The sequence below is a fragment of the Nonomuraea zeae genome (assembly GCF_005889725.1).
Taxonomy (GTDB): domain Bacteria; phylum Actinomycetota; class Actinomycetes; order Streptosporangiales; family Streptosporangiaceae; genus Nonomuraea; species Nonomuraea zeae.
This window is the reverse complement of the sequence record NZ_VCKX01000092.1, coordinates 1-20,669: the sequence shown is the minus strand read 5'-3', so window position 1 is coordinate 20,669 and position 20,669 is coordinate 1. Positions and strand designations below refer to the sequence as shown.

General features: G+C 73.0%; 26 protein-coding genes and 1 pseudogene. 16 read left to right on the top strand and 11 right to left on the bottom strand.

What is annotated here, in order from left to right; translation table 11 throughout:
• The first annotated feature begins 9 nt into the window (after window positions 1-9).
• Window positions 10-594 (top strand): TetR/AcrR family transcriptional regulator, encoded by a 585-nt coding sequence (locus ETD85_RS27590; protein ID WP_240779459.1) that lies wholly within the window; start codon window positions 10-12, stop codon window positions 592-594.
• Here the strand turns inward: ETD85_RS27590 and ETD85_RS27585 are convergent.
• Window positions 591-1,148 carry a TetR/AcrR family transcriptional regulator gene (locus tag ETD85_RS27585; protein WP_138692688.1) on the bottom strand — a complete coding sequence of 186 codons (558 nt, stop codon included), beginning with the start codon at window positions 1,146-1,148 and terminating at the stop codon, window positions 591-593. The genes ETD85_RS27590 and ETD85_RS27585 overlap by 4 nt on opposite strands.
• Window positions 1,149-1,329: 181 nt before the next feature.
• Here ETD85_RS27585 and ETD85_RS27580 point away from each other — a divergent pair, with 181 nt between their 5' ends.
• The 4 genes from ETD85_RS27580 to ETD85_RS27565 all read left to right on the top strand — a co-directional run bounded on the left by ETD85_RS27580 (window position 1,330) and on the right by ETD85_RS27565 (window position 4,414).
• The gene (locus ETD85_RS27580) at window positions 1,330-2,379 is read left to right on the top strand and encodes an alpha/beta fold hydrolase (protein WP_138692687.1); all 1,050 of its coding nucleotides are present in this window, start codon (window positions 1,330-1,332) and stop codon (window positions 2,377-2,379) included.
• A gap of 84 nt (window positions 2,380-2,463) precedes the next feature.
• Window positions 2,464-3,309, top strand: coding sequence for an oxidoreductase (locus tag ETD85_RS27575; protein ID WP_206058628.1), 846 nt, complete (start codon window positions 2,464-2,466; stop codon window positions 3,307-3,309).
• 75 nt (window positions 3,310-3,384) lie between these two features.
• Window positions 3,385-3,666 (top strand): AbrB/MazE/SpoVT family DNA-binding domain-containing protein, encoded by a 282-nt coding sequence (locus tag ETD85_RS27570; RefSeq protein WP_138692686.1) that lies wholly within the window; start codon window positions 3,385-3,387, stop codon window positions 3,664-3,666.
• A 109-nt stretch (window positions 3,667-3,775) separates the two neighbouring features.
• Entirely contained in the window at window positions 3,776-4,414 is a 639-nt protein-coding gene (locus tag ETD85_RS27565) for a TetR/AcrR family transcriptional regulator (RefSeq protein ID WP_138692685.1), read from the top strand.
• A gap of 65 nt (window positions 4,415-4,479) precedes the next feature.
• Here ETD85_RS27565 and ETD85_RS27560 read toward each other — a convergent pair whose 3' ends face one another.
• Window positions 4,480-5,223, bottom strand: coding sequence for an acetoacetate decarboxylase family protein (locus ETD85_RS27560; RefSeq protein WP_138692684.1), 744 nt, complete (start codon window positions 5,221-5,223; stop codon window positions 4,480-4,482).
• Between the two features lie 20 nt (window positions 5,224-5,243).
• Window positions 5,244-6,173, bottom strand: a complete 930-nt coding sequence (locus ETD85_RS27555) for an MFS transporter (protein WP_138692683.1) — start codon at window positions 6,171-6,173, stop codon at window positions 5,244-5,246.
• Between ETD85_RS27555 and ETD85_RS27550 the strand changes: the two genes are divergently transcribed.
• Window positions 6,121-6,357 (top strand): roadblock/LC7 domain-containing protein, encoded by a 237-nt coding sequence (locus tag ETD85_RS27550; protein ID WP_138692682.1) that lies wholly within the window; start codon window positions 6,121-6,123, stop codon window positions 6,355-6,357. The two genes, ETD85_RS27555 and ETD85_RS27550, sit on opposite strands and share 53 nt — an antisense overlap.
• Before the next feature lie 97 nt (window positions 6,358-6,454).
• Here the strand turns inward: ETD85_RS27550 and ETD85_RS27545 are convergent, their stop codons facing one another.
• On the bottom strand, window positions 6,455-7,006 hold the full coding sequence (locus ETD85_RS27545; RefSeq protein WP_138692681.1) for a cysteine hydrolase family protein: 552 nt from the start codon (window positions 7,004-7,006) through the stop codon (window positions 6,455-6,457).
• 154 nt (window positions 7,007-7,160) lie between these two features.
• On the opposite strand from ETD85_RS27545, the gene ETD85_RS27540 reads away from it, so the two are divergent.
• Window positions 7,161-7,811, top strand: a complete 651-nt coding sequence (locus ETD85_RS27540) for a TetR/AcrR family transcriptional regulator (protein WP_138692680.1) — start codon at window positions 7,161-7,163, stop codon at window positions 7,809-7,811.
• Between the two features lie 15 nt (window positions 7,812-7,826).
• On the opposite strand, the gene ETD85_RS27535 is transcribed toward ETD85_RS27540, so the two are convergent.
• Complete coding sequence (locus ETD85_RS27535) at window positions 7,827-8,756, bottom strand: NADP-dependent oxidoreductase (RefSeq protein WP_240779458.1); 930 nt, start codon at window positions 8,754-8,756, stop codon at window positions 7,827-7,829.
• A 155-nt stretch (window positions 8,757-8,911) separates the two neighbouring features.
• On the opposite strand from ETD85_RS27535, the gene ETD85_RS27530 reads away from it, so the two are divergent.
• A complete protein-coding gene (locus tag ETD85_RS27530; protein ID WP_138692679.1) occupies window positions 8,912-9,775 on the top strand; it encodes a helix-turn-helix transcriptional regulator in 864 nt (287 codons plus the stop codon).
• A 34-nt stretch (window positions 9,776-9,809) separates the two neighbouring features.
• Here ETD85_RS27530 and add read toward each other — a convergent pair whose 3' ends face one another.
• Both add and ETD85_RS27520 read right to left on the bottom strand, forming a co-directional pair.
• Window positions 9,810-10,748 (bottom strand): adenosine deaminase, encoded by a 939-nt coding sequence (gene add / locus ETD85_RS27525; RefSeq protein ID WP_138692678.1) that lies wholly within the window; start codon window positions 10,746-10,748, stop codon window positions 9,810-9,812.
• Window positions 10,745-11,713, bottom strand: coding sequence for a nucleoside hydrolase (locus ETD85_RS27520; RefSeq protein ID WP_138692677.1), 969 nt, complete (start codon window positions 11,711-11,713; stop codon window positions 10,745-10,747). The genes add and ETD85_RS27520 overlap by 4 nt, the downstream gene beginning before the upstream one ends.
• A gap of 72 nt (window positions 11,714-11,785) precedes the next feature.
• Between ETD85_RS27520 and ETD85_RS27515 the strand changes: the two genes are divergently transcribed.
• Window positions 11,786-12,778 (top strand): LacI family DNA-binding transcriptional regulator, encoded by a 993-nt coding sequence (locus ETD85_RS27515; protein WP_138692676.1) that lies wholly within the window; start codon window positions 11,786-11,788, stop codon window positions 12,776-12,778.
• Window positions 12,779-12,812: 34 nt separating this feature from the next.
• Here the strand turns inward: ETD85_RS27515 and ETD85_RS27510 are convergent, their stop codons facing one another.
• Together ETD85_RS27510 and ETD85_RS66925 are read right to left on the bottom strand one after the other, a co-directional pair.
• Complete coding sequence (locus tag ETD85_RS27510; protein ID WP_138692675.1) at window positions 12,813-14,222, bottom strand: AMP-binding protein; 1,410 nt, start codon at window positions 14,220-14,222, stop codon at window positions 12,813-12,815.
• An 89-nt stretch (window positions 14,223-14,311) separates the two neighbouring features.
• Window positions 14,312-14,443, bottom strand: coding sequence for a hypothetical protein (locus tag ETD85_RS66925; protein WP_276617286.1), 132 nt, complete (start codon window positions 14,441-14,443; stop codon window positions 14,312-14,314).
• Window positions 14,444-14,568: 125 nt separating this feature from the next.
• Here ETD85_RS66925 and ETD85_RS27505 point away from each other — a divergent pair, with 125 nt between their 5' ends.
• On the top strand, window positions 14,569-14,754 hold the full coding sequence (locus ETD85_RS27505) for a hypothetical protein (RefSeq protein ID WP_138692674.1): 186 nt from the start codon (window positions 14,569-14,571) through the stop codon (window positions 14,752-14,754).
• A complete protein-coding gene (locus ETD85_RS27500; RefSeq protein WP_138692673.1) occupies window positions 14,754-15,185 on the top strand; it encodes a RidA family protein in 432 nt (143 codons plus the stop codon). The genes ETD85_RS27505 and ETD85_RS27500 overlap by 1 nt, the downstream gene beginning before the upstream one ends.
• A gap of 108 nt (window positions 15,186-15,293) precedes the next feature.
• On the opposite strand, the pseudogene ETD85_RS27495 reads toward ETD85_RS27500, so the two are convergent.
• Window positions 15,294-16,031 (bottom strand): annotated as a pseudogene (locus ETD85_RS27495) (SDR family NAD(P)-dependent oxidoreductase).
• A 98-nt stretch (window positions 16,032-16,129) separates the two neighbouring features.
• On the opposite strand from ETD85_RS27495, the gene ETD85_RS27490 reads away from it, so the two are divergent.
• Complete coding sequence (locus ETD85_RS27490) at window positions 16,130-16,717, top strand: TetR/AcrR family transcriptional regulator (RefSeq protein ID WP_138692672.1); 588 nt, start codon at window positions 16,130-16,132, stop codon at window positions 16,715-16,717.
• 115 nt (window positions 16,718-16,832) lie between these two features.
• Window positions 16,833-17,075, top strand: coding sequence for a DUF2188 domain-containing protein (locus ETD85_RS27485; protein ID WP_206058626.1), 243 nt, complete (start codon window positions 16,833-16,835; stop codon window positions 17,073-17,075).
• Between the two features lie 111 nt (window positions 17,076-17,186).
• Here the strand turns inward: ETD85_RS27485 and ETD85_RS27480 are convergent, their stop codons facing one another.
• Entirely contained in the window at window positions 17,187-18,329 is a 1,143-nt protein-coding gene (locus ETD85_RS27480; RefSeq protein WP_138692670.1) for a TIGR03364 family FAD-dependent oxidoreductase, read from the bottom strand.
• A 158-nt stretch (window positions 18,330-18,487) separates the two neighbouring features.
• Between ETD85_RS27480 and ETD85_RS27475 the strand changes: the two genes are divergently transcribed.
• The 3 genes from ETD85_RS27475 to ETD85_RS27465 all read left to right on the top strand — a co-directional run bounded on the left by ETD85_RS27475 (window position 18,488) and on the right by ETD85_RS27465 (window position 20,599).
• Window positions 18,488-19,273, top strand: coding sequence for a GntR family transcriptional regulator (locus tag ETD85_RS27475; RefSeq protein WP_138692669.1), 786 nt, complete (start codon window positions 18,488-18,490; stop codon window positions 19,271-19,273).
• Window positions 19,270-19,944 carry a phosphonatase-like hydrolase gene (locus ETD85_RS27470; RefSeq protein ID WP_138692668.1) on the top strand — a complete coding sequence of 225 codons (675 nt, stop codon included), beginning with the start codon at window positions 19,270-19,272 and terminating at the stop codon, window positions 19,942-19,944. Before ETD85_RS27475 ends, ETD85_RS27470 begins: the two co-directional genes overlap by 4 nt.
• A gap of 127 nt (window positions 19,945-20,071) precedes the next feature.
• On the top strand, window positions 20,072-20,599 hold the full coding sequence (locus ETD85_RS27465) for an HAD family hydrolase (protein WP_138692667.1): 528 nt from the start codon (window positions 20,072-20,074) through the stop codon (window positions 20,597-20,599).
• Window positions 20,600-20,669 lie beyond the last annotated feature (70 nt).

Here is a 20,669-nt window from a genome sequence, read left to right as displayed (position 1 = left end):
AACAGTGCTTTGCGCGACCCTCGGGTGCGCCGCACGCAGGCGGCACTACAACGCACGCTGATCGACCTCGTCCAGGACCACGACCTGCCCCGGATCACCGTCGCCGACGTCGCGGAGCGCGCCGGGGTGAGCCGCTCCACGTTCTACGACCACTACCGCGACGTGCACGAGCTGGCCGAGGCGGCGTGCACCACGATGATCGACGACCTGGTCGAGGCCATCCCCGATCCCGGCAGGGGCGACACGAGCGCCGACACCCTGCTGACCTTCTTCGCCCACCTCGCCGAGCACGCCGGCCTCTACCGCAGCGTGCTCGGGCCCCAAGGCAGCGCCCGCGTCATCGACCACGTGCGCCGCCGCGCCACCGCGGCCGGTTACGCCGGCGCGCGCAGGACCGCCGCGGGGGCGTCGCTGACCGACGACACGGCGCGCATCCCGCACGACGTGCCCGCCGCGTTCACCGCGGGCGCGCTCATCGGCGTGGCCACCGACTGGCTGCTGCACGGATGCCCGTGCACCCCCGCCGAGATGGCCGCCCAGACCAGGCCGCTACTGATGGCCCTCTACCGTGGCGACGACGACGCCGACGTCTAGGACGGCCGCGCCAATGGGGTGCCGACGCCGCGCAGCAACGTGTCGACCACCACGTCGGCGGCCTGTGCGGCGCTCAGCTCGGACAGCTCCTCCGCGGCATGCAGCAGCAGCGGCGGCAGCAGCGTCCCCACCCAGCCGGGCGGCAGGTCGGAGCGCAGCAGGCCCTCGCCGGTGGCGCGCCGCAGGAAGAGGTCGACCTCGTCGATCAGGCGTCGCCGGCGATCGCTGATCGACTTCTCGGCGAGCATGCGGCTCGTCTCCACCGGCCATTTGCGGTTGACCGCGATGATCCCCTCGACGTAACGGTGCAGCGCGACCGCGACCGGGGCCTCGCGCAGCCTGGCGGCGTCGATGGCCTGCTCGACCGCGTCGTAGCGGGCGCGGTAGACGGCGGCCAGCAGCTCTTCGCGGTTGGCGAAGCGCCGGTAGACCGTACGGCGGTCCACTCCGGCCGCGGCGGCGATGGCGGCGATGCTCGCCGAGGGGTCGTCGGCGAGCATGCGGGCGCCCGCGCTCAAGACCAGCTCCAGATTGCGTGTCGCGTCTGCTCTCACCGGGCCAAGCTACCTGCTCATGTAGCAGATGGAGAAGCTATCAGCACGATGAGATGGAGACTGTCAACCTAAGTGCTACATTGCTGAGGCGTTTACGGCCCGCTCGCTGGGATTCTTCCGCCGGCAAAGAGTGAGAGCCCGGCTCGCAGGTAGGTGTATCGGAGCAGATGGGGGACTTCACATGATGAACAGGCGTACTTTCGGCAAGACCCTGGGCCTGGCGACCGGCGCGGCCGTCGCGTCGCTCGCGGGCTTCCAGGAACCCGCGTCCACCGCCGCGCGGAACGGTGCCGAGGCAGTGCCGACGCCGAGCCCCGGCGCGCACACGTCCTTCCCCACCCTGAAGCAGGTCAACGCCGGCCTGCTGAACGTCGGTTACGCCGAAGCGGGCCCGGCGCAGGGGCCCGTGGTCATCTGCCTGCACGGCTGGCCGTACGACATTCACAGCTTCGTCGACGTCGCCCCCCGGCTGGCGGCCGAGGGCTACCGCGTGATCGTCCCCTACCTGCGCGGTCACGGCACCACGCGCTTCCTGTCCGCCCGTACGGTCCGCAACGCCCAGCAGTCGGCGATCGCCCTGGACATCGTCGCCCTGATGGACGCACTCAAGATCGGCAAAGCCGTGCTGGCCGGCTTCGACTGGGGCTCGCGGACCGCCGACATCATCGCCGCGCTGTGGCCGCAGCGGTGCAAGGCCCTGGTGTCGGTGAGCGGCTATCTCATCACCAACCTCGAGGCCAACCTCAAGCCGCTGCCGCCGAAGGCCGAATACGCCTGGTGGTACCAGTACTACTTCGCCACGGAGCGCGGCCGGCTGGCCATGGAGGACAAGCTCAAGCGGAACGAGCTGGCCAGGCTCGTCTGGGACACCGTCTCCCCGACGTGGGACTTCGACGACGCCACGTTCGAGCGCACGGCCGCGGCCTTCGACAACCCCGACTACGTCGCCATCGTGATCCACAACTACCGCTGGCGGCTGAGCCTGGCCGACGGCGAGCGCCGTTACGACGGCATCGAGAAGCGGCTCGCCGCGCGGCCGGTCATCAAGGTGCCCACCATCGCCCTCGACGCCGAGCGCGACCCGTTCACCGCGCCGGGAAACGGCTCGTCGTACCGGGATCTGTTCACCGGCGCCTACGAGCACCGCACCCTGAAGGGCATCGGCCACAACCTGCCGCAGGAGGCGCCCGCGGCCTTCGCCCAGGCCGTCGTGGACGTGGACCACTTCTGACTGAGCTGGTTACCGGCACACTGAAGTGAAGTCTTGCCCATCAAGTGCTACATTGATGAGACAGTTAGTAAATGAGAGGGCAGGATGATGAGCAGGACATGGTTGATCACCGGGGCGTCGCGTGGTTTCGGGCGGCAGCTCACCGAGGCCGTCCTGGAGGCGGGTGACCAGGTCGTCGCCACCGCGCGCCGCCCCGAGCAGCTGGACGACCTGGTGGCCCGCCACGGCGAGCGGATCCGGGCCGTCGCGCTGGACGTCACCGACGCCGCCGCGGCCTCCCGCGCAGTGCGAGCGGCCACCGACGCCTTCGGCCGCCTCGACGTGGTGGTCAACAACGCCGGCTACGCCAACAGCGCGCCGATCGAGGAGATGGCGGAGGACGACTTCCGCGCCCAGATCGAGACCAATCTCTTCGGGGTGGTGAACGTGACCAGGGCCGCGCTGCCCGTCCTGCGCGGGCAGCGCTCGGGGGTCTTCGTGCAGTTCTCCTCCATCGGCGGGCGCGTGGGCGGCACGCCGGGGATGGGGGCGTACCAGAGCGCGAAGTTCGCGGTCGAGGGCTTCTCCGAGGTGCTCGCCAGCGAGGTCGCGCCGTTCGGCGTGAAGGTCGTCATCGTCGAGCCGGGCGCGTTCCGGACCGACTGGCAGGGCTCCTCAATGGAGATCCACCCCGTCGGCCCCGACTACGAGGAGACGGTGGGCGCCATCAACCGCTACCGGCGGGAGAACGACGGCACCCAGCCCGGCGACCCGGCCCGCGCCGCCCAGATCATCATCGAGGTGGTCGGCGCCGGCGACCCGCCGAGGCGGCTCGTCCTGGGCGGTGACGCCGTCGCGCTGGCCCAGAAGGCCGGGGAGATCCGCGCCGCCGAGACCGAGAAGTGGGCCGGCATGAGCCGCTCGGCCGACTATCCCGCGGACGAACGCTAGGCCACCGGCCGCCGCTCACGTATGTAATACAGGATAAGTTATGTATCTCTGACTAATACGTGGAGGCTTCGGCACATGGCGGATGACGGCAAGGTCTCCTACGGCCCCGGAGGCAAGGGTTTCTACGGCGCGGTGACGGTGAGCGAGCGCGGGCAGATCGTCATTCCCGCGGCGGCCCGCCGTGACCTCGGGATCGTGCCCGGCGACAAGCTCCTCGTCCTCGGCGACCCCGGGCAGGGGCTCGCGCTCATGTCGATCGGACACCTCATGAGCACCCTGAAGGGCTCCTCGGCGCTCCTCCAGCAGATCCAGCAGCACGTTCAGGGGGACGCGGGCGAGGCCCGGCCCGAGGAGTGACCCGCCGCCGGACGCCCCGCCGCGCCGCCTCGGCCGCGGGACCGCCGGGCGTGGCGGGATCCTGTGGGAAACTGGGAGGTCACAGCGGGAGGCAGGGACAGGAGGCCGGGTGGGTTCCCGAGCGTCGGCCAGCGCGCTGCGGCGCATGCCGATCCAGGCGCGCAGCAGGGACAAGGTCGACCGGATCCTCGCCGCCGCCGAGGCGCTGGTCAAGGAGATCGGCTACGACGGCTGCGTGAGCTCGCCCGTGACGCTGATCGAGCGCTCGGGCGTCAACTCCGGCTCGTTCTACACCTACTTCACCAGCGTGCAGGCGGTGCTGGAGGAGCTGACGTTCCGCTACATGGACCGGGCCTACGCGCTCATCGACGCGGTCCGCGCCCGTGGCTTCGCCTCCTGGGAGGAGGCCAACGACGCCGTGGTGGACGCCTTCGAGCAGTTCCACCGCGACCCGGTGGTGCGCGAGCTGTGGAACCGCACCCACATGAGCGAGCAGGTGCTCAAGGCGCAGTCGCAGCTCCAGGACTATCTGACGGCCGTCTCGCAGGAGCTGCTGGTCGCCTCCTCCCACGGCCGGCTGCAGGCTCCCGACGTGGCCTACGCGGTGACGACCATGGTCGGCAACTTCCTGGTGCAGGCGGCGCTGGGCCCCGGCCCGGACCGGCCCGACGTCCTCGCGCAGGCCAAGGTCGTCATGCGGGCCTATCTGGCGACGTTCGAGCAGGAAGAAGGCCCCCGGCCCGGCTAGCCGCACCGGCCACAGCGCCCCGCGGCCGGGGCGCGCGACATCGGGCCGGCGGGTGACATCCGCCGTCAGGCCAGGCTGGCCACGACGGTGGGGATGCCGTTGCGTTCGGTGGAGTGGAAGTCGCCGACCGAGTGGACCGCCCCGAGCACCTCGGCGACCGTGAGGCGCTCACCGTCGTTCACCAGGCCCTCCCCGAGCGCGAGCGAGGCCACCCCGCGGGGTTCGGAGCGGGGGACGAAGTCGGGCGAGGTGTCCCGGCGCAGGATGTCGAACAGCGCGAAGCCGGGCCCGTCCACCTGGGGCACCGCCCGTACCAGCAGGTGGGGGTAGAGGGCCACGTCGCGACACGGCGGCGGGCCGTCGTCGCCGGACGGCCGCCAGTCGATCCGGACCAGGGTGCGCTCGCCGGACGTCACGCCGCACGAGATCGCGTCCTCGCGGCGGTCGACGGTCATGGCGGCGTGCCGCTTCGGATAGCCCCACAGCTCGCGGCCCGCGGCCACGCTCCACGAGTGGTTCTCGTACTCGGCCAGGTAGAAGCCGCCGGTCAGGTCTCCGTACCTGACGGGGACGATGACGCCGCAGTCCATGAAGCCGCCGTTCGACGCGGTGGAGAAGTCGGCGACGCTGACCGCGAAACGGTCGTCGGCGAGGGTGAACGGGGTCGGCCGCAGCAGCCGCTCCAGCTCGGCGGCGTCGCCTCTGCAATAGACGGTCACGGTGCTCAGGCCGGGCGTAGAGTACGGCTCCGCCGCCGGGGCGTAGCCGAGTCGCGGCCAGAAGCTGAGGGGGTCGTAGTTCTCCCGCACGGGGTCTTACTTCCTTGTCTTCAGTGTTCGACGGGTACGGGGGCGTCGTCCAGCGCCAGGCCGTTCGTCTCGGGCGCCCAGGCGGCGGTCACCGCGATGCCGAGCGCCAGGACCACGGCGGTGGCCACCATGACGCCGCCGGCGCCCACGGACTCCAGCCCGATCGGGAGCAGGAACGTGCCCGCGGCGGCGCCGATGCGGCTCACGGCCGAGGCGACGCCGAGCCCCGAGGCGCGCAGCTCGGTCGGGAACAGCTCGCTCGGGTAGATGAACTCGAGGTTGCCGACCAGCGCGAGCAGCATCCCGAACAGCACGAACAGCGCCACCGTCACCCATGCCGCGCTGGGCACCAGCCCGATCCACAGGCTGATCGCGGCGAGCACCGCCATGAAGCCCATCAGCGCGGCGCGCCGCCCCAAGCGGGGCAGCAGGAAGATGCCGATGACCGAGCCGACCAGGGCGAACGCGCACGGCAGGACCGTTCCGAGGAACTCGTCCCGCACGTTCAGGGCGGCCAGCACGTCGGGCAGGAAGACGAACAGCGAGAAGTTCGGGATCGCCAGGGCCATCCAGAACAGGCCGGCGACGGCCGTCCTGCGCCACATGTCCGGGGCGAACAGCCGCCGCCAGTCGCCGGCCGACGCACCCGTGGCCTCCGTGGCCTCCGGCAGGGCCACTTCCGGGCCGAGCCACCGGTCCACGATCTGCCGCGCCTCGGCGGCCCGGCCCTTGCTGATCAGCCAGCGCGGCGACTCCGGCGAGCCGGTCCGCATGATCAGGACGATCAGCGACGGCACGGCGCTCGTGGCCAGGGCCCATTTCCAGGCGTCCGGGCCGCCGAGCTCGGCCACGTAGGTCGCCGACACGGACGCGGCGCAACCGGAGGTCGTCTCGGCTCTGGCCGCCGCCACCCTCGGCCTCGGCAAGCGGACCGGGGCGGAGGTGGGCATGGGCGACCTGCGCGAGGTCGTGATCCGCTGCCGCGGCGGCTACGTCATCGTCTACGCGGTGGGCCGCATGGGCCTGCTGGCCGTGCTGGCGGACGAGGGCCTGGACGTCCCGAAACTGCACGTCGAGTCCCGCCCCACCGTGGAACGCCTGGACGCCCTGCTGACGCGGGGCAGCCTCAACTGACGGTCGCCGGAGAACGGGCTCGCCATCCGGGGCCGCGGTCCGATGGCTGCGGTAAGGGACGGGCGACGGGCGACCGCCCCGGCCGTGCGGGTGCGCGTCAGCGAGCCGCGGCCCAGTCGTCCACGGTCGTGACCTCCGCCTGCTGCGGGAAGACCTTCTCGACGAGCACCCGGTGCACCTCCGGATCGGCGTCGAGACACGCGTCGGCCAGGACGGTGAGGCCGAAGTCCAGGTCGGCCGCCTGCCGCAGGGTGGACAGCACGACGCCGCTCGTGGCGATGCCGGTCAGGACGAGGTGGTCGATGCCCCCGGCCCGCAGCACCACATCGAGATCGCTCCCGGCGAAGGCGCTCACGCGGCGCTTGGTGACGACGACGTCGCCGGGCTCTGGGGCCACGTCCGGATGGATCCGGGTGGCCTCGCCGCTGCCCGCGTCCGCGGGGGCGCCGGCGAGCGGGCCGAACATCTTGTTGCGGGCACTGATCTCCGGATACCCGGGGCGGAACCCGACGACCACGTAGATCACGGGAACGCCGCCCGCGCGGGCGGCCTCGACGGCCTTGCGCAGGCGCGGCAGGTAGCCGGGATCCGGATAGCGCTCGACGACGACGCGCTGGACATCCATGACGAGGAGAGCCGAGTCGGTCATCGCCATCCTTCCGATCGAGGGCAAGTCAACAGCTGATTACATTCGAGGAATGTAGCGATGCCCCGCGACCTATGTCAACGAGTGATTACTTCGTTCGGCGCCGGGCTATACTGCGGCGGCAGGACCGCAGTCGCGCTGACGGGGGAGGCCACCGGTGGCGACGAGAGAGACGTCTTCTGACGCCGCCGCCGAGCCGGATCCCGACGCCCCGCCGGCCGGGGGCCGGCGGCGACGGGACGCGGCGGCGACCCGCCAGGCGCTCCTGCGGGCCGCGCACGGCCGCTTCACCCGCCTCGGGTACGACCGCACCACGCTCCGGGACGTCGCCGCGGACGCCGGGGTCAACCTCGCGCTCATCAAGCGGTATTTCGGCTCGAAAGAGGGCCTGTTCAAGGCCGCGCTGGCCGCCACGCCCCGGCTGCCGGGGGGCGAGGCCGCGTTCCCCCGCGACCTCGCTACCCTCGCCGAAGCCCTCAGCCGCCAGCTGTCGGCCGACGCGTGGCCCGAATTCGGCGAGCACCCGGCGCTCATGCTCCTGCGCGTCTCCGGCGACGAGCGGGTGGACGGCCTGCGCAGGCAGGCGCTGCGGGACTTCAGCAGGCAAGTGCTGGAAGCCTCGGGTCCCGGGTCTGCGCAGGCCGGTGACGAACGCCTGCTGAGAGCGGAGCTGGTGGTCGCGCTGGGGGTCGGCGTGGCCGTCGTACGCTCAGCCGTCGGCCTGCAGCCCCTGCGCGACGCGACCTCCGACGAGCTGATCGGCCCCCTGCGCGACGTCGTGGAGGCCCTGCTCGCGCCTTCGCGCTGATCGGCCCCCAGCCGCTCAGGGCCTGAGGACGATCTTGCCGCGGGTGTGGCGCTGCTCCAGCTCGCGGAAGGCGTCCTGGACCCGGTCCAGGGGATAGGCGGCGGCGATCGGGATCTCCAGGCGTCCGGCGCCGACGAGGCCGGCCAGCTCGGCCAGCACCTCTGTGGTGGCCCCTTCAGCGTTGCCGTCGAACTTCACCCCGTGCCGCTCGACGGCGGCGAAGTCGATGACGGTGTTGATCCGGTCGGGCCGCACGCCGAGTTCGAGCGCGAGCTCCACGTAGCCGCCGCCGAAATTGTCGATGAAGGCGTCGACGTGGCCGGCCGCGGCCTTGATCCGCTCGGCGACGCCCGCGCCGTAGGCGACGGGCACGGCCCCGTGCTCGCGCAGCCACCGGTGGTTCGGCTCGCTGGCCAGCCCGATGACGGTGGCGCCGGCGGCCACGGCGAGCTGGGTCGCGATCGTCCCGACCCCGCCGGCGGCCCCGGCGATGACCACCGTGTCGCCGGGGCGCAGGCCGACCGCCCGTACCTCCGCGTACGCCGTCGTGCCCGCGACGTGCAGCGAGGCCGCCTGCTCCCACGGCACCTCCGGCGGCCGGCGCACCAGGGCGGCCGCCTCCACCACGACGTACTCGGCGTGGCTCGCGCGGTTGTGGGTGAACCCGAACACCTCATCGCCCGCCGCGAACCCCTCGACCCCGTCGCCGGTCGCGATCACCACGCCGGCCAGGTCGCTGCCCTGCCCGGAGGGGAAGGTGGCCGGCCACCTGTCGTGCAGCACCCCCAGGCGGATCGCCGCCTCGCCCGGGTTGATCGCGGCGGCCACCACCTTCACCAGCACCTGCCCAGGGCCGGGTGCCGGCCGCTCCACCTCCGCGACCCGCAGCACCTCGATCCCGCCGTACGCGTCGAACCGCACCGCTCTCATCGTCCGAGCCGTCATCCCGACCTCCCTGGTCCCTTCTCCGCACCGAGTTCCCGGTGTACGGATCACGCTGCCAACAGCCGGCGAAAGGCGAAATCGGATGGCTCTCCCTAGGATCAACCGTCCTAGGCTGGGCCCCGCGAGCAGTCCCGGACCTGGGCAATCATGGACGTATGAACATGGACCGTGACCAGCTCGCAGATTTCCTGCGCCGTTCCCGGCAACGGCTGCGCCCACAGGAAGTGGGGCTGGCGGCCGGGCCACGCCGTCGCACGCCCGGCCTGCGCCGCGAGGAGGTCTCCCAGCTGGCCGGCATGTCGGCCGACTACTACATGCGCCTCGAACAGGCCCGCAGCCCGCAACCCTCGGCGCAGATCCTGGCCGCGCTGGCCCGCGCGTTCCGGCTGACCGACGACGAGCGCGACCACCTCTATCTGCTGGCCGGCCACCGCCCGCCGGCCGGTCCGCTGGCCCACGACCACGTCAGCCCCGGCCTGCTCTATCTCCTCGACAGGCTCACCGAGACTCCGGCGCACATCACCAACGACATCGGTGACTTGCTCGCCCGCAACCAGATGGCGGAGGCGCTGCTGGGCTGCACCTGCTCGGTCCGCGTACAGGACCGCAACTTCATCTGGCGGTGGTTCACCGACCCCGCGATGCGCCAGGTGTACCAGCCGGAGGAGCGGGAGGCGCTCAGCCGGGGCCATGTCGCCGACCTGCGCGCCTCCTACGCCCGGCGCGGCGGCGACGAGCCCTCCGCCCGCCTGGTCAGCCGGCTCCGGGACACCAGCGCGGAGTTCGGCGAGCTGTGGGACCTGCACGAGGTCGCGGTCCGGCGCTCCAGCCGGATGCGGGTCTCCCATCCCGCCGTCGGCCCGATCGACCTGAACTGCGAAGTCCTGCTCAGCCCGGCCGAGGACCAGCGGCTCGTCATCTTCACCCCCGCGCCGGGGACCTCCGCGATCGACCACCTGAGCCTGCTGCGCGTGCTCGGCCACGACGACTTCGTGCCCGCCGCCCCCGCCCGCCGCTGACACCGCGGCGCGGGCAACACGGCACGGCGAGGTGCTAGAACGCGCCGGCGGCGGCGTGCCGCTGGGTCAGGCTCTCCTGCTCGGCGGTCCAGCCGGCCGTCTCGCGCAGGGCGGCGTACTCCCGCTCCAGCGACGTCGCGGACGTGGTGCGCGCGTCCGTCCCGATGGTGACGGCGAGCCCGGCCGCCAGCAGCCGGGTGGCGGGATGGGCGGCCAGGCCGGACACCGCGCCTGTCTGCACGTTGCTGATCGGGCACATCTCCAGGGTGATCCGGTCCCGGCGCAGGCGTTCGAGCAGCGCGTCGTCCTCGGTGCACCGCACCCCGTGCCCGATCCGGCGGGCGCCGAGCACCTCGATCGCCTCCCACACGCCGGCCGCCCCCGCGGCCTCGCCCGCGTGCACGGTGCACGGCAGCCCGGCCTGGTGCGCTAGGTCGAACGCTGGACGGTGCGGGGTGCCGGGGAACAGCCGCTCGTCGCCGGCCAGGTCGAGCCCGCTGACCACGTCGCGGCGGCGTACCGCCGTCTCGGCGACGGCGAGGCTCTCCTCCGGGGTCTGGTGGCGCAGGCAGCACAGCAGCAGCCCGGTGCGCACCCCCGTGGACGCCCGGCCATCGGCCAGTCCCGCGGCGACCGCCGAGACCGCCTCGTCCATCGTCATGCCCTGCCGTCCGTGCAGCTGCGGCGCGAACCGGGCCGCGCCGTGGACGACGCCGTCGGCGCTCCAGTCCTCCACCAGCTCGCGCGCCGCGCGGCGCAGGGCGTCGGGGGTCTGCAGGACCTGCAACGGCAGGTCGATGTAGGTGAGGTAGCGGGTCAGGCTGCCGCAGTCGGGGGGCGCGGTGACCAGCTCCGCCAGGGGGCCGTTCACCGCGATGCCCTGCTCCCGGGCCAGGTCCGCGACCGTGCCCGGGCGGACGGAGCCGTCGAGGTGGCAGTGCAGGTCGTGGCGGCCGGGGAGGTCGGCGGTCATGAGAGTCCTTTCGCGGTGGCAGTCGGGGTACGGGCGCAGACGTCGAAGAGCAGGCGCTTGAAGCCCGGCTCGTCGACCCGGCGCACCAGCGTCACGTTGGGCGGGGGCGCGGCACGACGGCGGTCGATGACGAGCTGCCCGCGGGTCTCGTCGCCGAGAGCCACGTCCACGTGCGCGGGCTCGCGTTCGACGACCAGCTCGGGCCACAGGGCCACCGCCATGGCCACGGGGTCGGGCAGGTCGTAGCCGGCCAGGCCGGTGACGTCGCGGGCCCAGTCGGCGACCGCCCGGTTGATCCGGTGGGCGAAGACGGCCATCGGCGTGCCGAGCCCCTCCAGCCGGCGCTGGTCGCCGGGGGTCATGACGGCGTCCCTGCGCGAGACGTCCCAGCCGATCCAGGTCACCCGGTCGGCCGTGGCCGCTCGCAGGACCGCGCGGGCGGCCTCGGGGTCGGCCCACACGTTGAACTCGGCGGTGGGCGAGACGTTGCCGCACAGGTCCGCCGCGCCCGCCATGCAGTAGACGTGGCGGAAGCGGGTCAGCAGCTCCCGGTCGCGGAACAACGCTGCGGCGACGTTGGTGAGCGGGCCCAGGGTGACGAGCGTCAGCTCGCCGGGGTGGCGGCGGGAGAGCGCCAGCAGGACGTCCACCGCGTGGCCGTCCGCCGGGCCCCGCGCCGGGCCGGGCAGGCCCACGTCGCCCATCCCGTCCTGGCCGTGCACGTGCTGCGCGGTGGACGGCGGGCGGATCAGCGGCCGGTCGCAGCCGGGGTGTACGGGGATGGCGGCGCCCCCGGCCAGCTCCAGCGTGATCAGCGCGTTGCGGGTGGCCGTGGCCAGGGGCACGTTGCCCGCCACGGTGGTGACGGCCCGGACGTCGCCCGCGTCGCCGGCGACCGCCAGCAGCAGCGCCACGGCGTCGTCGGAGCCGGTGTCGGTGTCGATGAGCAGGGGGAGTGCCGGCACGCGTACCTCATCTAATCGATTAGATCGGTGAGTGCTCTATCTAATCGATTAGATGCGAGAATGTAAACCGTCATGAGCAACCCTGCAGGCAAGCCGATCACCCTGGCCGACGTGGCCCGCCGCGCGGGCACCTCGACGGCGGTGGTCAGCTACGTCATCAACGACGGCCCCCGCCGGGTGGCCGCCGCGACCCGCGAGCGGGTGCTGGCCGCGGCGGCCGAGCTCGGCTACCGCCCCAACCGCATCGCCCGGGCGCTGCGCTCACGCACCACCGGCGTCGTGGGCCTGGTGCTGGCGGACGCGCTCAACCCCTACTTCGGGGCGCTGGCCAGACACGTCGAGCAGGCGCTCGCCGGGCACGAGCGGCTCATGCTCATCGGGAACGCGGGCTACAGCGCCGAGCGCGAGCGGCATCTCGTCGAACGCTTCCTCGCCGCCCAGGTCGACGGGCTGGTGATCGCCTCCGCCGACGCGGGCGACGACGTGGCCGCGCGGGCCCAGGCGGCCCGGGTGCCCGCCGTCTACCTGCACAACGGTCCCACCTCGGGGGAGACGCCCCTGGTCACCGCGGACAATGGGCAGGCGGTGGAGGAGGCGCTGGCCCACCTGCGGGCGCACGGTCACCACGACGTCGCCTTCCTGGCCGGGCCGCAGGACACCGGACCCGTGGGCCGGCGGCGGCAGGTCTGGCAGGAGGCCGCGGGGAGCGAGGCCGTCCTCCTGCGCTCCGACTACTCCCGCGCCGCGGCGGACGCCCTGATCCGCCGCCTGGCCGCCGCGGACGCCGTGCCGCGCGCGCTGATCGCGGCCACGGACGAGCAGGCCATCGGGGTCCTGTCCGGGGCCTGCGCCGCCGGCCTGCCCGTCCCCGGCCGGATCGCCGTCATCGGCCTGGACGGCACCCCCGACAGCGCCCACACCGCCCCCGCGCTGACCGTCACCGGGCAGCCCCTCAGGGCGATGGCGCAGCAGGCCGTGGACCTGCTCTTCGACCGCGCGACCCCGGCGCCCCCGGCGCGCGCGGCCCTGATCAGGCGGCGCAGCTGCGGCTGCGAGGAGGTCTGAGAGGCCACGCCGGGCGAGGGCCGCGCCGCCGCGCTCACGAGCGGGTCCGCTCCGCGATGAGCTGGGAACGGCGGACCTTGCCCGCGTCGTCCCGCAACGGATGGTCCACGAACTCGTAGGTGCGCGGCGTCTTGTAGCGGACCAGCCGCTCCTCCAGGTACGCGCGCAGCTCCGCCTCGGTGGCCGCGCCCTCGACGATGGCGTGCACGCGCTGGCCGAGGTCGTCGTCCGGCAGGCCGATCACCACGCAGGACAGCACGCCGGGATGCTCCTCCAGGGCGGCCTCCACCTCGGCCGGGTAGACGTTCGAGCCCGCCACCAGGATCATGTCGGGCCGCCGGTCGGCCAGGTAGAGGTAGCCGTCGGCGTCCAGACGGCCCATGTCGCCGAGCGACTCCCACCCGTCGAGGGCGCGCGCCTCGGCCCCGATGTAGCGGTAGGTGGGCGGGGTGCCCGCGGCGCGGCGCAAGTAGACCTCGCCGATCGGGCCCGGCGGCAGCCGGTCCCCTTCCGGGCCGAACACGGCGATCTCCCCGTGCACGGGGCGTCCCACCGAGCCGCGGTGCTCCATCCACTCCAGGCCGTTGATGACGGTGGTGGCGATGCCCTCGGTGCCGCCGTACAGCTCCCAGATGCGCTCGCCGCCCAGCCAGCCGATCCACGCCTCCTTCAGCCACGCCGGGCACGGGGCGGCCAGGTGCCAGACCGTGCGCAGGGACGACACGTCCGGCTTGAGCCGGTCGGGGTGGCGCCAGATGCGGTTCATCATGGTCGGCACCAGGTAGAGCCAGGACGCCCGCCACCGCTCCACCTCCTCAAGCGTGCCCAGCGGGTCGAAGCGCTCCATCACCACCAGGTGCGCGCCTTCGAAGAAGCCCGCGAACGCCGAGGTGAAGGGGCCGTTGTGATAGAGCGGCCCCGGCATCAGCAGCACGTCGCCGCCGCCGCACCGCCAGAACCGCGACGCCCACCCGTCCACCACGCCCGGCGTCCCCGACACGATCAGCTTGGGCCGTCCCGTGCTGCCGCCCGAGGTGGGCGCCTTCCACGACGGCGACACCGCCTGCGGCAGCGGCCCGTCGGGGTGGTCGGCCAGGTCCAGCTCCTCGATCGGCACCGCTCCGCCGCCGAGCACGAGCGGGGACTCCGCGAGCCGGACGATCTCCGCGAGCTCCGCCCGCGGCAGCCGCCACGAGACGGGTTGCGGCACCGCGCCCAGCTTCCAGACGGCCACGCAGGCGCGGACGAAGTCGACGCCGTTGGGCAGCGCGACGGTGACGAACGAGCCCTGCCGCACGCCCCGCGCCGCCATCTCCCTGGCCAGGACGTTCGTGGAGCGGTCGAGCTCGGCCCAGCTCATCGACCTGGTCCCGCACGAGACGGCGGGCGCGTGCGGCCGCAGCCCGGCGAGTTCGTGTACGCGGGTGCCGAGGGGGGTCGTCATGCGGCGCCTCCAAGCAACGGGACCGGCCCCGGCCACGGGCGAGATCACCGGCGGCCTGCCAGCGACGCTAGACGCCGGTCGAAAGCTCTTCAAGAGCAGGCGGAACAGAAGGCGCGCGCCCACCCGGGGTCGTAGTCCTTGAGGTTCTGCGGCGGCTCGTCGGTGTCGGGCACCAGGGCGAGCATCCACGCGGGGAGCTCGGCCGGGGCGGCGGCGCGCATGCCGTCCCAGTCGCCGACGCTCCACTGGTCGCCGACAGCCAGGCGGCGATGACGGCGCCGGAGGACACCGGGTTGCGGCGGCGGTCGCCGGGCCGGGAGAGTGCTGGTGGGGTTACGAGCAGGCGATGCACCTGGTCCGCTTCATCAACTCGGTGATCGGCCGCCCGGTCGTCGTCAGGCTGCGGGACCGCTTCCAGTGCTACGCCGTCGATCTCCGGGTCACGGGCCGGGGCTCCGCCGTTAATTCCGTGGACGTCGCCAGGACCTCGGGGGATATCGTGGCCGGATCATTCATGGTTCAGGAGGGTTGATGACTACAGGTGTCAGGCTGATCCGGGACGTCGGGCTCGCGCAGACGGTCGAGTACGCGTACGCGTCGGTCGCGGACACGCCGCTGCGTTGCGTCTGGGTCGCGGGAGCCTGCCCGCTCGACGACGACGGCAAGACGGTCGCGGTGGGGGACTACGGGCAGCAGGCCCACCAGGTGATGCGCAACCTCGCCACGGCCCTGCGCGGGGCGGGCGCCTCGCTGACCGACGTCGTCAAGACCACCGTCTACGTCGCCTCGTCGAGGCAGGCCGACCTCGTGGAGGCGTGGAAGGTCTACCGCGAGCACATGGCTGGTCACGACGTGCCCAGCACCCTGCTCGGCGTGACCGTGCTCGGGTACGAGGACCAGCTGGTGGAGGTCGAGGCGGTGGCGGTGCTGCCCGGCGGGCCGCCGACGGGCCCCGGGGCCTGAGCCGACGAGGGGCCGGGTGCGCGGCCTGCCGCGACGAGGGGCCGGGCGCTCGGCCTGAGGCGGCGAGGGGCCGGGCGCGCGGCCTGAGGCGGCGGCGGGTGGGCCGGGTCACCAGGGCAGGCGGCCGCTGTCGTCGAAGAATCCGCCCGTCTCGCCGTCGTCGCCCACGGTCGCCCAGTACACCGCGGCGCGCGCGCCCTCGTCCGTGGTGCGCTCGCCCTTGAAGCCGTTCAGGTCGGTCGCGACGTACCCGGGCGTCACGGCGTTGATCTTCACGTGGGCCAGCTCCGGATCGTCGAGGAAGGCGTTGGCGTACTTGACGGTCAGCATGTTCACCGCGCTCTTCGTCGCCGAGTAGGCGAACGAATCGTGCGAGCGGGCGAACATCGAGCCCTCCTCGGTGGCCTTGGCGAACATGGCGGAATCGCTGGAGACGTTGACGATCCGGGCCGCCGGGGACTTCCGCAGCAGCGGCAGCATGGCGTGCACGACCCGGATCAGCCCGAACACGTTGGTCTCGAACTCCAGGCGCAGGTCATCGGCCGAGACCTCGGTCGCGTGCTTGCGGTTGAGCATCCCGGCGTTGTTCACCAGCACGTCGAGGCGGCCGTATTCGCGGCCGACGAGCTCCGCGGCGCTCGCGACCGAGGCGTCGTCCGTGACATCGATCCGCACCGGCCGCACCGCGAGCCCGGACCCGGCTAGCTAGCCGGCCGCCCGGGCGCCGCGCTCGGCGTCCCTGCTGCCGAGGAGCACGGTGAGGCCGCGCTCGGCCAGCTGACGGGCCGTGGCCAGGCCGAGACCCTTGTTGGCGCCCGTGACCAGGGCGATGGTCTCGCTGGACATCTTCTCCACTCCCTCTCCTGCCTGCGTAGAATTAGAACTGATAGTGCCCCTACACTTTAAGCGTAGGGATCCTACGGTTGTCAAATGTGGAAGGTGACATGGAGCCGGCTCTCCCATCGCGGCGCCCGAAGCGCGCGGACGCCCGCCGGAACTTCGACGCCCTGATCGAGGCGGCCCGGGGCACGTTCGCCGAGCACGGGGCGCAGGCCTCGCTCGAGGACATCGCCCGGCGCGCCGAGGTGAGCATCGCCACGCTCTACCGGAACTTCCCCACCCGCGAGGACCTCGTCGAGGAGGTCCATCGCGAGGAGGTCGAGGCGCTGTGCCGCACGGCCGCCGAGCTCGACGGGCTGGAACCGTGGGAAGCGCTCGCCGCCTGGCTGCGCCGCTTCGTCGAATACATCGGCGCCAAGCTCGCCTTCGCCGACGCGCTCAACCGCGCCACCGACAGCTTCCAGGCCTGCCGCAAGGCGATGCGCGACGCCGGGGGCCCGCTGCTCGACAGTGCGCAGCGAGCCGGCGTCGCGCGGCCGGAGCCGTCGATCGACGACATCCTGCGCATGATCTCGGGCATCAGCACCGTCGAGTACGTCGATGACGCCCAGCGCGAGCGAGTCCTGGCGCTGGCTCTCGCCGGCCTGCGGGCCACACCCGCCGCACCGGGCGAACGGCCTGGCGGGGGCTGATCCGCAGGGCTCCTCCGCGCCCGGAGCGGAGGTGCGGCCGGGCACCGGACGCGACTGGATCGCTCATCAAGGGGTAGCCGCCATGCTTTCCGCCAATTTAGGAAAGGATGGGTCAATGGCTGGCCAGGCCAACTCCAGAGACGTCGTCCAGCGCCCCAACGGCAGCTGGGCGGTGACCAAGCCCGGCTCCGAGCGCGCGCTCTTCACCGCCGACACGCAGGCCGACGCGGTGCAACGTGCGAGCGAGCTGCTGCGCCGGGACGGCGGCGGCGAGCTGCGCATTCACGGCACCGACGGCCAGGTCCGCGACCAGCGGACCGTCGCCCCGGGCAACGACCCCAATCCCCCCAAGGGCTGACGCCAGCACGTCCGCTCCCGACCTGGGAGCGGACGCTGAGGACCCTGTCGCATCGCCGGCACCGCGGTCAACCTCCTTCACGAGGCGTGCCCGTAGCTCGGTGAGTCCCCGTCAGGCCCCTTGGGCCGGCAGGTCGTCGAGGATCTCGGGGGCCAGGCCCAGGGCGGTGGTCATGCCGATGCCGGAGGTGACCGACACCACCCGCACGCCCGGCATCGGGTCGGCGACCAGGAACGGGTCCGGTGCCGAGGCGTAGACGCCGCGCCAGCGCTCGCGCACCGTCAACCGGCCGGCCCCCAGCAGGCGGGCGGTCTCGGCCAGGACGCTCCGGTCGAGCTCGTCGGCGTCGAACGGCTCCGGCGTGACGGCGTAGGCGTGCGTGTCGCCGATGGTGAGGTCGCCGTCCGGGCGCTGGGTGAACATGAGGTTCAGGCCGATGCGGGTCAGCGCCGGGTGCTCGCGCTCCAGGCGGGCCCGCAGGGCGGACCGCGCCGGGCAGGACTCGAAGCCGCCGTAGCGCAGCAGCGAGAAGCCGGACAGTACCGCGGGGGCGACGCGGCGCCCGTGCGGGTCGGCCACGCGCAGCATGCGCAGGACGCAGCGGCGCAGCCCGGCGCGCTCGGCCAGGCCGGGGAAGTGCCGGTCGACGTCATGGCCGACGGCCATGATCACGTGCCCGGCCCGGATCCGGCCCCTGCTGGTGGTCACCAGGCCGGGCTCGACGAGGTGCGCGGAGGTACCCCAGTGGAAGCGCACGCCCTTGCCGGCCAGCCAGGCGGCGATGGCGTGGACGGCCTGGCGCGGATCGACGCGTACGTCCAGCGGCAGCCAGGCGCCGCCGACCACGCCATCGCCCACCGGCGCCCGTTCGGCCACCTGGCGGGTGTCGAGCAGGACGGCCTGGCCGTCGCGGGCGGCGGCGAACTCCTCCAGAACCGCGTACTCGTCCTCGGCGCGGGCGACCACGACGGTGCCGCCCTCCTCCAGCCAGAGCCCCGCCTCCGCGGCCAGGCGCAGCCAGGCGGTCCTCGCCGCCATCGCGTACCGCAGGGCCGGGCCGTCCTGGGCGGTGAAGCAGCCGTGCCCGAAGTTGCGCACCGAAGCGCCGACGGCGCGCTCGTCCCGCTCGACCACCACCACGGACAGCCCGCGGGACACCGCGTGCACGGCGTGGGCCAGCCCCACGATGCCCGCGCCGACGATCACGAGATCGGCCGCGTCGAGAGGTGTGTCCCACGGCAGAGCACTTGTCATGATAAGTACGCTGCCCTGCCTGGCCGGGTGACGTCAAACTCGAACCGGATATGTCATCTGGCGTTCGCTTCGATGTCTTAAATCCGCACTTAGAGCGGGCAATCGGCGAGATCTGGCGACTTTCGCGAGATGTCGTTCGACCTGTATGGTCAAGTAACATGGACGCACCTCTCCACGAACGCGTCGCGGCGGACCTGCGCCGCCGCATCAGCTCGGGTGAGCTGCCGGTGGGCTCCGCCATCCCCTCGGAGGCGCACCTGTGCGAGCAGTGGGGCATCTCGCGGGGCCCCATCCGCCAGGCGCTGACCACGCTGCGCGCCGAGGGCCTCATCGGCGGCGGGCGCGGCAAACCGCCCGTGGTGCGCAGCCAGAGCCTGCCCCAGCCGTTCGAGACCTTCCTGTCCTTCTCGCGCTGGGTCGAGCTGATGGGCCGCACGCCCGGCCAGCGCACGCTGGAGATCGCCCGCCGCCCGGCGAGCCCACAGGCGTGCGACGCGCTGGGGCTGGAGGAGGGCGAGCCCGTCGTGCAGATGCTGCGGCTGCGGCTGCTGGACGAGGTGCCCGTCATGGTCGAACGCACCACGTTCGTCTGGCCCGTCGGACGGTTGCTGTTCGACTTCGACTGCGACTCCGGGTCGGTCTTCGCCTACTTGACCCGGTGCGGCGTGGACCTGCGCCGGGCCCGACACGTCATCGACGCGGCCGGCGCCGACGAGACCGACGCCGAGCTCCTGGGCGTCGCCCGCGGCGCACCCCTGCTCCGGGAGCGCCGGCACACCTCTTCCGCCGGGGGCGAGCCCGTCGAGTTCTCCGACGACCGCTACCGGCCCGACCTCGTCTCGTTCACCGTCGACAACTCCCAGCAGGCCCACCCGGCGCTGGTACGCACCCCGAGCTCCGGCGGCCTCGTCCCCGCCCGGATTCCCCAAGGAGAAACCCCGTGATCGAACTGGCGGTCCTGGACATCGCCGGCACCACCGTGGAGGAGCACGGCGCCGTCTACCTCGCGCTGGAGGAGGCCGTACGGGCCGCGGGCGGCGATCCCTCGACCACCGGCATCCAGCGCTGGATGGGCGCCGGCAAGCGGGAGGCCATCACCGCGCTGCTGGCGGAGCCGGCCGGCGGCCCGCCGGCCCCGGACATGGTCGAAACCGCCTTCGCCGACTTTCGGGCCCGGCTGAGCGCGGCCTACGCGGCCCGGCCGCCGGCGCCCCTGCCCGGCGTTCCCGAGACGATCGCCACGCTCCGCGCGGCAGGCGTCCAGGTGGCGCTCACCACCGGGTTCGACCGCGAGGTGACCACGGCGCTGCTGGCGGCGGTCGGCTGGGACCGCGGCTTCCTGGACGCGGTGGTGTGCGTGGACGACGTGGCGGCGGGCCGGCCCGCGCCCTACATGATCTTCCACGCGATGGAGGCGACCGGCGTCCGCGACGTCGGCCGCGTCCTCACCGCCGGCGACACCGTCCGCGACCTGGAGGCCGGCACGAACGCGGGCGCGCGCATCGTGGCCGGCGTCCTCACGGGCAGCCAGGACGCCGCCGTCCTCGGCGCCGTCCGCCACACCCACCTCCTGCGGGGCGTCGCGGACCTCCCCGCGCTGCTCTCCTTGAGCTGACCGGCCCCTGACCGCGCGCCCGGGCTCGCGGCCGGTGATCCGCTGCTGCCTATGATCTTGAAATGGCCTTCGCCGCGGTGATCTTCGATTTCTTCGGTACGCTCACGCCGAGCACGCCCTCGCACGTGTGGGACGAACACGCCCGGCGCAGCGCGGCAGTGCTGGGCATCCCCGTGCGGACCTGGCGCGCGGCCCTGGACGCCTCCTTCCCCGAGCGGGCCACCGGGAGCCTGGGCGACCTGCGGGCCACCTTCCGCGCCCTGGCCGAGCGCTGCGCGCCGCCGAGCTGCGGCTGGGCGTGCTCAGCGACTGCACGGTCGAGCTGGCCGAGACCTGGCCGTCCCTGCCGCTCTCCCGCCTGGTCGACGCGGTGGTGCTGTCGTGCGAGACCGGCAGGAGAAAGCCGGACCCCGAGCTGTTCCACCTGATCGCCCAGCGGCTGGGCGTGACCCCGCAGGAGTGCCTGTACATCGGCGACGGTGGTGGCCGGGAGCTCACCGGCGCCTCCGCGTGCGGCATGCGGGCCGTCATGCTGCGGGCCGGCGACTGGTGGGACAACGACGTCCACAGCAGGGAGGACGACTGGCCGGGGCCCTGGATCTCCTCGCTCACGGAGACTCTCGACCTCGTGGCCGATGGCCCGGCCGGCAGGTAGCCGTCGCCCGGCGCTGCCTGGCCGCGCCCAGCCCGGCCCCGCCCCGCCCTGCGCCGTCGCTTCCTCACCG

Coding starts and splice junctions, on each gene's coding strand:
- ETD85_RS27515 (WP_138692676.1), top strand. CDS start 11,786: ATGAGCAACCCTGCAGGCAAGCCGATCACCCTGGCCGACGTGGCCCGC.
- ETD85_RS27530 (WP_138692679.1), top strand. CDS start 8,912: ATGAACATGGACCGTGACCAGCTCGCAGATTTCCTGCGCCGTTCCCGG.
- ETD85_RS27575 (WP_206058628.1), top strand. CDS start 2,464: ATGATGAGCAGGACATGGTTGATCACCGGGGCGTCGCGTGGTTTCGGG.
- ETD85_RS27545 (WP_138692681.1), bottom strand. CDS start 7,006: ATGACCGACTCGGCTCTCCTCGTCATGGATGTCCAGCGCGTCGTCGTC.
- ETD85_RS27570 (WP_138692686.1), top strand. CDS start 3,385: ATGGCGGATGACGGCAAGGTCTCCTACGGCCCCGGAGGCAAGGGTTTC.
- ETD85_RS27480 (WP_138692670.1), bottom strand. CDS start 18,329: ATGACAAGTGCTCTGCCGTGGGACACACCTCTCGACGCGGCCGATCTC.
- ETD85_RS27580 (WP_138692687.1), top strand. CDS start 1,330: ATGATGAACAGGCGTACTTTCGGCAAGACCCTGGGCCTGGCGACCGGC.
- ETD85_RS27535 (WP_240779458.1), bottom strand. CDS start 8,756: ATGACGGCTCGGACGATGAGAGCGGTGCGGTTCGACGCGTACGGCGGG.
- ETD85_RS27475 (WP_138692669.1), top strand. CDS start 18,488: ATGGACGCACCTCTCCACGAACGCGTCGCGGCGGACCTGCGCCGCCGC.
- ETD85_RS27485 (WP_206058626.1), top strand. CDS start 16,833: ATGGCTGGCCAGGCCAACTCCAGAGACGTCGTCCAGCGCCCCAACGGC.
- ETD85_RS66925 (WP_276617286.1), bottom strand. CDS start 14,443: ATGCGCGCCGCCGCCCCGGCCGAGCTCCCCGCGTGGATGCTCGCCCTG.
- ETD85_RS27555 (WP_138692683.1), bottom strand. CDS start 6,173: ATGCCCACCTCCGCCCCGGTCCGCTTGCCGAGGCCGAGGGTGGCGGCG.
- ETD85_RS27505 (WP_138692674.1), top strand. CDS start 14,569: ATGCACCTGGTCCGCTTCATCAACTCGGTGATCGGCCGCCCGGTCGTC.
- ETD85_RS27500 (WP_138692673.1), top strand. CDS start 14,754: ATGACTACAGGTGTCAGGCTGATCCGGGACGTCGGGCTCGCGCAGACG.
- ETD85_RS27490 (WP_138692672.1), top strand. CDS start 16,130: ATGGAGCCGGCTCTCCCATCGCGGCGCCCGAAGCGCGCGGACGCCCGC.
- add (WP_138692678.1), bottom strand. CDS start 10,748: ATGACCGCCGACCTCCCCGGCCGCCACGACCTGCACTGCCACCTCGAC.
- ETD85_RS27510 (WP_138692675.1), bottom strand. CDS start 14,222: ATGACGACCCCCCTCGGCACCCGCGTACACGAACTCGCCGGGCTGCGG.